The sequence below is a fragment of the Rahnella victoriana genome, assembly GCF_021276285.1.
Classification (GTDB): Bacteria; Pseudomonadota; Gammaproteobacteria; order Enterobacterales; family Enterobacteriaceae; genus Rahnella; species Rahnella victoriana.
Genome location: NZ_CP089919.1, coordinates 3730291 through 3743392, shown reverse-complemented (window position 1 = coordinate 3743392; position 13102 = coordinate 3730291). Strand labels below are relative to the sequence as shown.

Annotated in this window: 14 protein-coding genes and 1 pseudogene; 13 read left to right on the top strand and 2 right to left on the bottom strand. The window is 54.2% G+C overall.

The features are described 5' to 3' along the window. Window positions 1-51 precede the first annotated feature (51 nt). Entirely contained in the window at window positions 52-918 is an 867-nt protein-coding gene (locus J9880_RS17350; RefSeq protein WP_232769665.1) for an acyltransferase family protein, read from the top strand. Here the strand turns inward: J9880_RS17350 and J9880_RS17345 are convergent. Beyond that, window positions 893-2070 (bottom strand): IS3 family transposase gene (locus tag J9880_RS17345; protein WP_232769664.1). Its coding sequence is split into 2 segments (ribosomal slippage): window positions 893-1812 and window positions 1812-2070, totalling 1179 coding nucleotides; the frame shifts between segments, so codons are not numbered across the junction. The two genes, J9880_RS17350 and J9880_RS17345, sit on opposite strands and share 26 nt — an antisense overlap. 71 nt (window positions 2071-2141) lie before the next feature. On the opposite strand from J9880_RS17345, the pseudogene J9880_RS17340 reads away from it, so the two are divergent. Next, window positions 2142-2402 (top strand): annotated as a pseudogene (locus J9880_RS17340) (integrase); the annotation flags it as partial. A 35-nt stretch (window positions 2403-2437) separates the two neighbouring features. Here J9880_RS17340 and fliE read toward each other — a convergent pair. Further along, complete coding sequence (fliE, locus tag J9880_RS17335; protein WP_095922233.1) at window positions 2438-2752, bottom strand: flagellar hook-basal body complex protein FliE; 315 nt, start codon at window positions 2750-2752, stop codon at window positions 2438-2440. Between the two features lie 283 nt (window positions 2753-3035). Between fliE and fliF the strand changes: the two genes are divergently transcribed. From fliF to fliP, 11 genes are all read left to right on the top strand, one after another. Continuing rightward, on the top strand, window positions 3036-4754 hold the full coding sequence (gene fliF / locus J9880_RS17330) for a flagellar basal-body MS-ring/collar protein FliF (RefSeq protein ID WP_095922234.1): 1719 nt from the start codon (window positions 3036-3038) through the stop codon (window positions 4752-4754). Then, window positions 4751-5743, top strand: coding sequence for a flagellar motor switch protein FliG (fliG, locus tag J9880_RS17325; RefSeq protein ID WP_095922235.1), 993 nt, complete (start codon window positions 4751-4753; stop codon window positions 5741-5743). Before fliF ends, fliG begins: the two co-directional genes overlap by 4 nt. After that, window positions 5736-6497 carry a flagellar assembly protein FliH gene (gene fliH, locus J9880_RS17320; protein WP_119825005.1) on the top strand — a complete coding sequence of 254 codons (762 nt, stop codon included), beginning with the start codon at window positions 5736-5738 and terminating at the stop codon, window positions 6495-6497. Before fliG ends, fliH begins: the two co-directional genes overlap by 8 nt. Next, window positions 6497-7861 (top strand): flagellar protein export ATPase FliI, encoded by a 1365-nt coding sequence (gene fliI, locus J9880_RS17315; RefSeq protein WP_095922237.1) that lies wholly within the window; start codon window positions 6497-6499, stop codon window positions 7859-7861. The genes fliH and fliI overlap by 1 nt, the downstream gene beginning before the upstream one ends. Before the next feature lie 18 nt (window positions 7862-7879). After that, entirely contained in the window at window positions 7880-8326 is a 447-nt protein-coding gene (fliJ, locus tag J9880_RS17310) for a flagellar export protein FliJ (protein WP_095922238.1), read from the top strand. Continuing rightward, window positions 8323-9726, top strand: coding sequence for a flagellar hook-length control protein FliK (locus tag J9880_RS17305; protein ID WP_232769663.1), 1404 nt, complete (start codon window positions 8323-8325; stop codon window positions 9724-9726). The genes fliJ and J9880_RS17305 overlap by 4 nt, the downstream gene beginning before the upstream one ends. A 220-nt stretch (window positions 9727-9946) precedes the next feature. Next, window positions 9947-10447 (top strand): flagellar basal body-associated protein FliL, encoded by a 501-nt coding sequence (fliL, locus tag J9880_RS17300; protein ID WP_095922240.1) that lies wholly within the window; start codon window positions 9947-9949, stop codon window positions 10445-10447. A 7-nt stretch (window positions 10448-10454) separates the two neighbouring features. After that, entirely contained in the window at window positions 10455-11471 is a 1017-nt protein-coding gene (fliM, locus tag J9880_RS17295; RefSeq protein ID WP_095922241.1) for a flagellar motor switch protein FliM, read from the top strand. Further along, window positions 11464-11880 (top strand): flagellar motor switch protein FliN, encoded by a 417-nt coding sequence (fliN, locus tag J9880_RS17290; protein ID WP_095922242.1) that lies wholly within the window; start codon window positions 11464-11466, stop codon window positions 11878-11880. Before fliM ends, fliN begins: the two co-directional genes overlap by 8 nt. Then, window positions 11880-12317: a flagellar biosynthetic protein FliO gene (gene fliO / locus J9880_RS17285; protein ID WP_095922243.1), complete on the top strand. Its 438-nt coding sequence runs from the start codon at window positions 11880-11882 to the stop codon at window positions 12315-12317. The genes fliN and fliO overlap by 1 nt, the downstream gene beginning before the upstream one ends. After that, the gene (gene fliP, locus J9880_RS17280) at window positions 12314-13078 is read left to right on the top strand and encodes a flagellar type III secretion system pore protein FliP (RefSeq protein WP_095922244.1); all 765 of its coding nucleotides are present in this window, start codon (window positions 12314-12316) and stop codon (window positions 13076-13078) included. The genes fliO and fliP overlap by 4 nt, the downstream gene beginning before the upstream one ends. The last annotated feature ends 24 nt before the right edge of the window (window positions 13079-13102 follow it).

The window sequence follows — 13102 nt, the reverse complement described above, 5'->3', positions numbered from 1 at the left end:
GAATACAAAACTATATTTACACACCCAACAATAATTTATTAAGATAAAATCATGCAAAAGCTAACCGACAATCAAACCTTATCCCTTGAGTCAATGCGTGGCATATCAGCTTTTTTGGTTGTATTTGCTCACTTCTATCAGTTATTTATGGCTAGGCATGAGCCTTATTTTTATAAGTATTTTGCATTAGCAGCTCAATCAAGCGTCATGGTTTTTTTTGTTATGAGCGGATTTTTGATTGGCAAATCAATTCAAAACAATACATTACGGAATGAATCATTTTCATTATCACAATATGCATCAAGCAGATTCCAAAGAATATACCCCACTCTCATTACGTCAATATTAGTTGTTTTTATTCTATATCACTTGTCATTCTATTTATTTGAATCTGGCAGTTCAACATTTTCTCACCCTGATATTTGGCTAAAAAATAGATCTTTATCATTTTACTCATCGCATATGTTTGGGGTAATGACCTTTACAAATGGGCTGCTTAACTCACCATTTTCATTCAATGCCCCATTATGGAGCCTTCCATTCGAAGTTTGGTATTATGTGGTCGCCGGACTTGTTTTTACAAAAAAACCAGTTTTAATAGCTATAGCCATAATGGTTTTTGTTTTTATATGCGGGGTAAAGCATGAGTTCTTAACATACTCAAAGGTCTGGTTTTTCGGATTGCTACTTTCTTATATGCGAATTAATTACAAACACTCAAAACACATAGCACTTATCCTTCTTGTCGCTACTGCCGCCTATGCAATTAAACATGCTGTTAGGTTTGCTTCCCATGGGGAAAACATTGAGTCATACAATTTGTATTTCGGGCTGTTTTTCGGGTTGTTTTTGTACCTTGTTGTTTTGTGCGGTAACTTAAAAATTGAAGTGGTCAACAAAAACTGGCCACAGTTTTAGAGTTTTTCCAGAACAATCGCTCTGACTCATTGGGTGTTAAGCCACCGTTATATTGGTGGGGTCTGAGTTGGCTGTAATAACTAATGATGTAATTTGTTATTGATCTATTTGCTTCGCTAAAATTAGCGTATCCACAGTTCGGTACCCATTCTGATTTCAGGCTGCGAAAAAATCGTTCCATTGGGCTGTTGTCCCAGCAGTTTCCACGGCGACTCATGCTTTGCTTTATACGATAACGCCACAGTAACCGTCTGAATTCCCTGCTGGTATAGTGACTTCCCTGGTCAGAATGATACATAACGTCAGCCGGTTTCCCCCTGGCTTCCCAGGCCATCGTTAATGCTTTTCCTGTCAGACCTGAGTCCGGAGAAAACGACATCGCCCAGCCTATTGGCTTGCGGGAAAATAAATCCAGAACAACCGCCAGATAAGCCCAGCGTTTGCCCGTCCAGATGTAGGTCACGTCGCCGCACCAGGTCTGATTAGGTTCCGTTACTGCAAACTGGCGATCCAGATGATTAGGGATATCCACATGCTCTTTTGTGGCTTTTTTGTAGCGATGATCCGGTTGCTGGCAACTAACAATATTCAGCTCTTTCATTATCTTACTGGCCCGCCAGCGACTCAACGGAACACCTTTTGCGCTGACCATATCGGCAATGCTCCGGGCCCCCGCAGAGCCATTACTGGCATGATAAACTTCACGAACCAGGCTTAGTATAATGATGTGTTTTGCATCAGGTTTCTGCGGTCGGCTTAGCCAGTACCGATAGCTACTGCGATGGATCCCGAACACATTGCATATAAAGGCAACAGGAAACCGCGTCCTGAGTTTCTCAACTAACGAGAATTGTTCAGGGAGTCTGACATCAAGAGCGCGGTAGCCTTTTTTAATATATCGTTTTCCATTTCAACACGTTGCAGTCGTTTTTCTAATTCACGAATGCGAAGTTGCTCAGGCGTCATCGGAGAGGCCTTTGGGGATTTCCCTGCGCGTTCTTCTTTAAGCTGGCGAACCCATTTATCCATCGTGGATTTACCGACATTCATTGCCGTTGCAGCGGCGGCAACGGTGTAGTGCTGATCGAGTACAAGCTGGGCAGCTTCGAGGCGAAACTCGGGGCTAAAATTACGTCTGTTACGTCCGGTCATAATGTCACCTGTTTTGACTATGAGGCGATGATATCACCTCTATTCAGGTGGACAGATTTAGTATTCCACTTCAGTCTTGGGATTCTGCTTTACGTAGAGCTGGGATAAGACACAGAAAGGCATATCAGTCTCGTCACACTTATGCGTGTTGGTCACTTTCTGCCGGAGCGAATCCAAACTTCATAGCAAGTCAAATGGGTCATACATCCGCACAGATGGTTTACTCGGTTTATGGAACTTGGATGAACGACAACAACGGTGAACAAATTGCGATGCTCAACCAGAAATTAGGAGACTTTGCCCCATCCATGCCCCACAAGAAAACTGGATAACATGTTTATCCAATGTAATTATGTAGTTACACACCCTAAACCGACATGTTCATCACATCCTGATACGCCGTCACCAGCTTGTTGCGGACCTGCACGCCGAGTTGCAGTGAAATTGAGGATTTTTGCAGATCGACCATCACATCGTTCAGGCTGACGCCGGGAACGCCCATCTCCAGTTTTTCAGATTCCAGTTTTGCGTTGTTTTGCGTCTCACTGATCTTACCTAATGCCGCTTTTAATTCGCTGGCAAAACCGGCTTCAGAGGCGGTATCGGTCTTAGGTGCAGCGCCAGCCTGGATGGCGGTGGCCTGCATCTGCTGTAAAACGCTCTCAATACCTTGAATTGACATGCTTTCTCCGTATTTCGGGGTGTCGGTTAACAAAGGGCTTCTTTCATGGAATGACACCCTATCACATCAGTTTTTTCCTAAACGCGGTAATTGAACCTAAAAACCATGGCTTATCGGGCCATTAACTTTGCGTTAAGCGGCAAATAATGGCTCACCTAGAAAATAGGCCTGCCTGTATGGAGGACTGAAAAATGTCACGCTTCAACGATTGCGCCACCTGGGAGTCTGTTTTGTTAAGAGACAACATGAACACCACCATTCAACAGCTAAATAGGGATCTTGTATGAGTTCCGCAATAGCCGGCGCAGAAAGCCCTCGAAGCGGTTTTACTGCGTTGCTTAATCGCCTGCGCGCCAACCCAAAAATTCCTATCGCCATCGCCGCTGCGGCCGCCGTGGCTATTGTTGTTGTCATGATGCTGTGGGCGAAGCAGCCTACCTATAAGGTGTTGTTTAGCAACCTCGGTGACCAGGATGGCGGTGCCATCGTCACGCAGCTTACCCAGATGAACATCCCTTATCAGTTTTCTGATAACGGCGGTGCTTTACTGATCCCGGCGGATAAAGTCTATGAAACCCGTCTGAAGCTGGCGGCGGCCGGTTTGCCGAAAGGTGGCGCGGTCGGCTTTGAGCTGATGGATCAGGAAAAATTCGGCATCAGCCAGTTCAGCGAGCAGATTAACTATCAGCGCGCGCTGGAAGGCGAACTTTCCCGCACCATCGAAACGCTGGGACCGGTGTCCAGCGCCCGTGTGCATTTAGCCATTCCAAAACCTTCTTTATTTGTCCGCGAACAGAAAAATCCTTCCGCGTCTGTGACCCTGAATCTGCAACCGGGTCGCGCGCTGGATGACGGTCAGATCAACGCCATCGTTTATATGGTGTCGAGCAGCGTATCCGGCTTACCGCCCGCTAACGTGACCGTGGTCGATCAGAGCGGACATCTGCTGACCCAGTCTGATAACAATGGCCGTGACCTTAACGCGTCTCAGCTGAAATACGCCAATGAAGTGGAAGGCCGTCTGCAACGCCGTATCGAATCCATTCTGCAACCGGTAGTAGGTAACGGTAACGTTCACGCCCAAATCACCGCGCAGATTGATTACGCCAGCCGCGAACAGACCGATGAGAACTACCAGCCAAACGGTTCGCCGGATAAAGCTGCGGTGCGTTCCCGTCAGCTGAGCACCAGCGATCAGATTGGCGGTTCAGCCGTCGGCGGTGTTCCGGGTGCGCTGAGCAACCAGCCAGCACCGGCCGCGACGGCACCGGTGACCAATCCGCCAGCCGCCAATAATGCGAATAACGCCAACGGTGCGCAGAACCAGGCCGGTAACACCGCACAGAACAGCGCCACCAGCGCGAATTCAAACGTGCCGTCTAACCGCCGCCGTGATGAAACCACCAACTATGAAGTTGACCGTACGATCACCCATACCCAGCACAGTGCGGGCGCGGTACAGCGTCTGTCTGCGGCGGTGGTGGTTAACTATCAGGTCGGGACTGACGGTAAAGCCAAGCCGCTGACCGATGAGCAGTTGAAGAAAATTGATGATCTGGTACGCGAAGCGATGGGCTTCTCACAGGAACGTGGCGATACGCTGAACGTGGTGAATACACCGTTCAACGACGCGGCTGAAGATTCCGGTGAACTGCCATTCTGGAAACAACAGGCGTTCTTCGATCAGTTACTCAATGCAGGTCGCTGGTTACTGGTGCTGATTGTGGCCTGGCTGCTGTGGCGCAAGATGGTTCGTCCGATGCTGCGCAAACAGCAGGCGGAGAAAGATGCCGCCGCCGCTGCCGCCCTCGCTGCGTCCATGCCACAGCCTGAAGGCAGCAAGCCGGTCAAACTCAGCAATGACGAGCTGGAAAAACGTAAACGTTCACAACAGCGCGTCAGTGTTGAAGTTCAGACCCAACGTGTTCAGGAGCTGGCCGATAAGGATCCGCGTATCGTCGCCCTGGTTATCCGCCAATGGATGAGTAACGAACAATCATGACTATGACCGGAACCGAGAAAAGCGCCATTTTGATGATCACGCTGGGTGAAGACCGCGCAGTAGAGGTGTTCAAGCACCTCTCCCCGCGCGAGGTACAGCAAATCAGTGGCGCGATGGCGAATATCCATCAGATTTCCAACAAGCAACTGGCCGACGTGCTGAACGAGTTCGAAGACGAATCCGAGCAGTACGCCGCACTGAGCGTCAACACCAGCGAATATCTGCGTGCGGTTCTGACCAAAGCCCTCGGCGAGGAGCGTGCGTCAAGCCTGCTGGAAGACATTCTGGAATCTCGCGAAACCACCAGCGGGATGGAAACGCTCAACTTTATGGAACCGCAGATGGCGGCCGATCTTATCCGCGACGAGCATCCGCAGATTATCGCCACCATCCTGGTGCACCTCAAACGCGGTCAGGCGGCAGATATTCTGGCGCTGTTCGACGAGCGTCTGCGCAACGATGTCATGCTGCGTATCGCCACCTTCGGCGGTGTTCAGCCAGCGGCGCTGGCGGAACTGACCGAAGTGCTGAACAACCTGCTCGACGGTCAGAACCTCAAGCGCGCGAAGATGGGCGGTGTTCGTACTGCGGCGGAAATCATCAACCTGATGAAAACCCAGCAGGAAGAAGCGGTTATCGAAGCGGTGCGTGGTTACGACGGCGAACTGGCCCAAAAAATTATCGACGAGATGTTCCTGTTCGAAAACCTGGTGGATGTGGACGACCGCAGTATCCAGCGCCTGTTGCAGGAAATCGAAGGCGAATCGTTACTGGTGGCATTGAAAGGGGCGGAACAACCGCTGCGCGACAAGTTCCTGCGCAACATGTCCCAGCGTGCAGCCGATATCCTGCGCGACGACCTGGCAAACCGCGGGCCGATGCGTATGTCTCTGGTCGAGAACGAACAAAAAGCAATCCTGCAGACGGTTCGCCGTCTGGCAGAGTCTGGCGAAATGATGGTTGGCGGCGGCGAGGATTCTTATGTCTGATTCTGAACACCCGGCACCGGAAAAGAAAACCGCTGAAGAACGCCATGCGGAGCGTATTAACGCCCTGCCGTGGCAACCCTGGAGACCGGGCGATCTGACGGTGCCGGTCTTCGCCACCCCCGACGAACCTTTGCTGGCCGAAGGTGAGGAAGAGCAGGACGACGGGCAGCCCAAACTTCAGGTCGATCAGAATGAATTACTGAACCTGCAACGCCGTGCGGAACAGCAGGGTTTCCAGCAGGGTCAGGAAGCCGGTCAGAAACAAGGTTATGCCGCCGGTTTTCAGCAGGGGCTGGAAGCCGGTCAGCAACAGGGTTTGCAGGAAGGCCAGCATCAGCAGGCTGTACTGACCGAACACTGGCAGAACATGGTGACCGATTTCCAGCAAACGCTGGACGCGCTGGACAGCGTGATCGCCTCACGTCTGATGCAGATGGCGCTGACGGCGGCCAAACAGATTATTGGTCAGGCGCCGATTTGTGACGGTTCAGCCCTGCTCAACCAGATCCAACAGCTGATCCAGCAGGAGCCGATGTTCAAAGGCAAACCGCAACTGCGCGTTAACCCGGCGGATTTCGAGCGTGTAGAACAACAACTCGGTGCCAGCCTGAGCATGAACGGCTGGCGTCTGCTGGCTGACAGCCAGATCCACAGCGGCGGTTGTAAAGTCAGCGCCGAAGACGGCGACATGGATGCCTCGCTGGCAACACGCTGGCATGAGCTGTGCCGTCTCGCGGCACCGGGAGATCTCTGATGACCGCCCGCCTGAGCCGCCTGCTGAAAACGCTGGATGATGCGGAAAAGCGGATGTTGCGCACGCCGTCCGTCCGCCGTTACGGCCGTCTGACCCGTGCGACAGGTCTGGTGCTGGAAGCCACCGGTTTGCAGCTGCCGCTGGGCGCGACCTGTCTGATCGAGCGCCATGACGGGCCGGTAGTGCAGGAAGTCGAAAGTGAAGTGGTCGGTTTCAACGGCCAGAGCCTGTTCCTGATGCCACTGGAAGAAGTGGAAGGGATTTTGCCGGGCGCGCGGGTGTATGCCCGTATCGCCGCCGATGGCCAGACCGCCGGTAAACAATTGCCGCTCGGCCCGCAGTTGCTCGGCCGTGTGCTCGACGGCAGCGCCAAACCGCTCGATGGTTTACCGCCCCCGGACACAGGTTACCGCGCCGCGCTTATTACGCCACCGTTTAACCCGCTGCAACGGACCCCGATCACCGATGTGCTGGATGTCGGCGTGCGCGCCATTAACGCCCTGCTCACCGTCGGTCGCGGCCAGCGTATGGGCCTGTTCGCCGGTTCCGGCGTGGGTAAATCCGTCCTGCTCGGCATGATGGCGCGTTACACCAAAGCCGACGTGATCGTGGTCGGGCTGATTGGCGAACGTGGCCGTGAAGTGAAAGATTTTATCGAGAACATTTTAGGTGACGAAGGTCGCGCCCGTTCCGTTGTCATCGCGGCACCGGCTGACGTGTCGCCCCTTTTGCGTATGCAGGGTGCGGCTTACGCCACGCGTATCGCCGAAGATTTCCGCGATCGCGGTCAGCATGTGTTGCTGATCATGGATTCCCTGACCCGTTACGCCATGGCACAGCGTGAAATCGCCCTGGCGATCGGTGAGCCACCGGCCACCAAAGGCTATCCTCCTTCCGTCTTTGCCAAACTGCCTGCGCTGGTTGAACGCGCGGGTAACGGCATCAGCGGCGGCGGCTCGATCACCGCGTTTTATACCGTGCTGACCGAAGGCGATGACCAGCAGGATCCGATTGCTGACTCCGCCCGCGCCATCCTTGACGGTCATGTGGTGTTGTCCCGCCGGTTAGCCGAATCAGGGCATTATCCGGCCATCGATATTGAAGCGTCGATCAGCCGTGCCATGACCTCGCTTATCGACGACGCGCAGTACGGGCGCGTACGTCAATTTAAACAACTGTTGTCCAGCTACCAGCGCAACCGTGATCTGGTGAGCGTCGGCGCTTACGCCGCAGGCAGTGACCCGATGCTGGATCGCGCCATTAAGCTGTATCCGCAGATGGAGAACTTCCTGCAGCAGGACATCATGGAACGCAGCACTTACGAAGACGCCTGTCTGGAACTGAACATGTTGCTCCCGGGCTAATAACTGAAGGAAAGTCGAATGGAAAGCTCGTCACCATTGATCACCCTTTGTTCTCTGGCGCAAAAAGCGCTGGATCAGGCCACCAGTCATCTGGGCCAGATCAGGCAGTCGCACCATCAGGCGCAGGAACAGCTGACCATGCTGCTCAATTATCAGCGCGAGTACCGGGAGAAACTCAATTCCACCATGACTGACGGAATTGCAGCCAATACCTGGCAGAACTATCAGCAGTTTATCGGCACGCTGGAAGTGGCCATTGACCAGCACCGTAAACAGTTACAACAGTGGGATCAGCGGCTGAATGCGGCCGTCAACCAGTGGCAGGACAAGCAGCAGCGGCTGAATGCGTATCAGACGCTGCAAACCCGTGCCAGCGAGCAGCAACGTTCTCTGGAAAACAAGCTTGATCAAAAACAGAACGATGAGTTCGCCCAGCGCAGCGCACACAGGAAGAAACAACCATGAATCTGAACATTTTGCCTGCTGCCGTGACCACGGCAAAAACCACCGCCAGCGCGGCGACGGGCACGACGTCTTCTGCCACGTCAGCCACCGACCTGTCGACAATCGGTGAATCAACGACGGCATCGGCCACCACTCCCGCGAACTCAGATTTCGCCAGCCAGTTAGAAGCCCAGCTCGGCGCAAAACTGGATCCGAAACTGACCAGCACATTAGCCAAACTCGGCCAGCAGATCACCGCCAAAGGCGAAACCGTGGATAAAGCCACGCTGACGCAGGCGGTGGAAGTCGGTGAAAAAGACGGCAGTCTGATGCTCGATGACTCAGACCTGAGCAAAATGATCGCCGCCATTCAGATCCTGCCCAACGGCAGCCTGAAAGGCGCTGACGCGGCGGCGGTAAAAAATACCGCGCTCAGTGATAAAGACAAAGACAGCAAAACTGACGATACCAGTGCCCTGCCGATCCAGGCGTTGTTCGCGCAACTGGCCGCTCAGCAGCAACCGGCACAGCAGATCCAGACTGCCTCTGCCGTGGCGACACAAACGGCATCTGACGGCGCGACCGGCAGTGATAAGAAAGGCGCACTGCTGGCCGGACTGACGGCCTCCTCGTTGCTGACCGGTGATGATAAAACGGCAGCGGTGACGGATACCGATCCGAAAGCCGCTGCGGCGGCCTCCGGCAATGCCGCCGCGAATTCCGCGCAGCACGCCGCCAGTAAAGCCGCCGCCACCGACACCCCTGATTTCAGCAGTGCGCTGGCATCAATGAGTGCCGCGACGGGGAATGCCGCCGCGTTGCAGCAAACCGACAGCCGCACGCTGGATAACAGCACACAGGCACTCAGTCAGCTGAATACCGCAGCGGTCGCCGTGTCTTCTGCGCCGGTGTCCACCACACCGACCACCACCAGCGCCGTGACGGCGCCATCAACGCCGTTACTGAATGCGCAGCTGGGCACGCCGGAATGGCAGCAACAGCTCGGTCAGCAGGTATTAATGTTCAACCGTCAGGGACAACAGACCGCTCAGCTGCGTCTGCACCCTGAAGATCTGGGCTCCATCCAGATCAGCATGAAAATCGAAAACAACCAGGCGCAGCTGCACTTTGTGTCCGGTCACAGCGGCGTGCGTTCCGCGATTGAAGCCGCCATGCCGGAGCTTAAAACCGCACTGGCCGATAACGGCATCAGTCTGGGTCAGAGCAGCGTCGGCAGCGACAGTTCGCAGTGGCAACAGGCGCAGCAGCAAAGCGGACAGTCCGGCTCGCAGCAAGGCAGCGCAGCAAGCTGGGCGGCCTTTAATTCCGGTAACAATGTCTCCGCCAGTGATGCCCTGCCGGTACCGGCCTCTCTCGCTTCACGGGTCAGCGGCAACAACAGCGTGGATATTTTCGCCTGACTACGGGTGAACAAATGTGCATCAACGCTGGCTAAATTGTTTCAGATAATTGCAGACGGTCAGTTCTCCCTTAATTCAAACGGCAGAGCTGACCTTATTTACCCCGCCTATTCTGACTATTGAACAACGGGATAAGCGGGATAATCATTCTCAGAATTGACTCAGCAGAAGGGTGCTCCTCACGCCACTCTGCGCATACTTACAGGAAATCGCCTCATCCATGTCTGACTCTGCTCTCTCGGCGTCGCGTAAGAAAAAGCGGCCGTTAATGATGATTCTGCTGTTACTCATTGCCATCGGAGCCTGTGGTGCGGCCGGTTACGCCTGGTGGATGTTGCACAAGCAACAATCTGGAAATGGAACACAAACAGCAGAAGTGAAAAAGAATGAACCGCCTGCCGCGCCAATTTTCCTGGCGCTGGATACCTTCACCGTTAATCTGCAAACGCCGGATAACGATCCGGATCGCGTGCTGTATATCGGCCTGACCCTGCGCCTGCCGGATGAAACAAACCGGGCTACGCTGACAGAATACCTGCCAGAAGTTCGCAGCCGTCTGCTGTTGCTGCTGTCCCGTCAGAAAACGACGGACCTCGCAAGCGAAGCCGGTAAACAACAACTGGTGCAGGACATCAAACAGGTTCTGGACGCGCCACTGGTCAAAGGTCAGCCCCCACAGGTGATCAACGACGTGCTTTTCACTGCTTTCATACTGCGATAAACAAATTATGGGCGACAGCATACTTTCACAGGCCGAGATCGACGCGCTGCTCAATGGCGACAGTGACAGTGCAAGCGACACTGACGCTGCTGCAAAGACCGCCGCGTCTGATGACGGTGTAAAACCTTTTGACCCCACGACGCAACGTCGCGTTGTTCGTGAGCGGTTGCAGGCGCTGGAAATCATTAACGAGCGTTTTGCCCGTCATTTCCGCATGGGGCTGTTCAACCTGTTGCGCCGCAGCCCGGACATCACCGTAGGGCCGATTAAAATCCAGCCTTACCATGAGTTTGCCCGTAACCTGCCGGTGCCAACCAACCTGAACCTGATCCACCTGAAGCCTTTGCGTGGTACGGCGCTGTTTGTGTTCGCACCGAGCCTGGTCTTCATCGCCGTGGATAACCTGTTCGGCGGCGATGGCCGTTTCCCGACCAAAGTCGAAGGACGCGAATTTACCCATACCGAACAGCGGGTGATTAAACGCATGCTCACGCTGGCACTCGATGCCTACGAAGATGCCTGGAGCGGCGTTTACAAGCTGAGCGTGGAATATGTGCGTGCGGAATTGCAGATCAAGTTCACCAACATCACCTCTTCACCGAACGATATCGTGGTCACCACGCCGTTCCACGTGGAAATCGGTGCGCTGAGCGGTGACTTCAACATCTGTATTCCGTTCAGCATGATTGAACCGTTACGCGAGTTACTGACCAATCCGCCGGTCGAGAACTCCCGTCATGAAGAAAGTCAGTGGCGCGAAAACCTGGTCAGTCAGGTTCAGCAGTCAGAACTGGAACTGGTGGCGAATTTCGTCGAAATCCCGCTGCGTTTGTCTCAGATCCTGAAACTGCAACCGGGCGATGTCCTGCCGATTGAAAAGCCGGATCGGCTGATTGCCCACGTCGATGGCGTCCCGGTACTGACCAGTCAGTACGGCACCCTAAACGAACAATACGCCCTGCGCGTTGAACATTTGATCAACCCAATTTTAAATTCTCTAGATGAGGAACAGCCCCATGAGTGACACTAATAAACCGTCTGACGCCGGATCGGATAACGTTGACGATTTATGGGCTGATGCGTTTAACGAACAACAATCTGCGGGCGGCGCCAAGACGTCCACCGACGGTGTGTTCGCCGCGCTGGGTGCCCAGGACGGAACCGGCAGTTTGCAGGATATCGACATGATCCTCGATATTCCGGTGAAACTGACCGTGGAATTAGGCCGCACGAAAATGACCATCAAAGAACTGCTGCGTCTTTCGCAGGGTTCCGTGGTGGCGCTGGACGGTCTGGCCGGTGAGCCGCTGGATATCCTGATCAACGGTTACCTGATTGCTCAGGGTGAAGTGGTGGTGGTCGCCGATAAATACGGCGTGCGTATCACTGACATCATCACGCCGTCCGAACGTATGCGTCGTCTGAGCCGCTGATGAGCCAGAATGCCGCGACGGATTCTCCGTACATTTCCGGCCCGGCAAACCATGCCACCACGCAGGCTGCGCCTCAGGCCATGCCTGCCGGTTCCGTGCTGACGCAAGTCAGTACCGTGCTGGGCGGCATTCTGCTGCTGATCCTGTTTATCGGCTGGATCGTGAAGCGCGCCGGTTTCGCACCGCAATCGAAACATAACAAACTGCTGAAAGTGTCCGCCAGTGTTCAGGTCGGTCGCAGTGAGAAAGTGGTGATCGTGGAAGTCGAAAATACCTGGCTGGTGCTGGGCGTGACGGCACACAACATCACCCCGCTGCACACCCTGAGCGCACCTCCGGCTGAACAACCGCCTGAATCAGGCCATCCGAATCACGCGCCCGCTGATTTCCGTCAGCTGATGCAGAAAATGTTGAAACGTCCGGGAAAGCAGGCATGACTCAGTCCGTCGTGAAGAAAGTAATCAACTCCGCCCTTACCGTTTGCCTGCCGCTGCTGCTGTTCATCAGCCCTTCGGCGTTCGCACAACTGCCGGGGATCATCAGCCAGCAAATGTCTAACGGGGCACAAAACTGGTCACTGCCGATCCAGACGCTGGTGTTTATCACCACGCTGACGCTGTTACCGGCGATGCTGCTGATGTGTACCAGTTTTACCCGCATCATTATCGTACTGGGTTTGCTGCGAAACGCGCTGGGAACGCCTTCCGCGCCGCCAAACCAGGTGCTGCTCGGCCTGGGGCTGTTTCTGACCTTCTTCGTGATGGCACCGGTTTTCGACAAGATTTACAGCGATGCCTACCAGCCGTTTTCTGAAAACAAAATCACCATGCAGGAAGCGATGGACAAAGGCGCGCAGCCGTTACGCCAGTTTATGCTGCGTCAGACCCGTGAAAGCGACCTTGCACTGTATGCGCGGCTGGCCAACATCCCGCCACTGGCCGGGCCGGAAGCCGTACCGATGCGTATTTTGCTGCCCGCTTACGTCACCAGCGAGCTGAAAACCGCATTCCAGATTGGCTTCACCGTATTCATCCCGTTCATGATTATCGACCTGGTGGTCGCCAGCGTCCTGATGGCACTGGGGATGATGATGGTGCCACCGGCGACCATCTCACTGCCGTTCAAGCTGATGCTGTTCGTGCTGGTCGATGGCTGGCAACTGCTGCTCGGATCACTGGCGCAGAGTTTTTACAGTTAATTCAAAACGCCTGACTTAATGGGC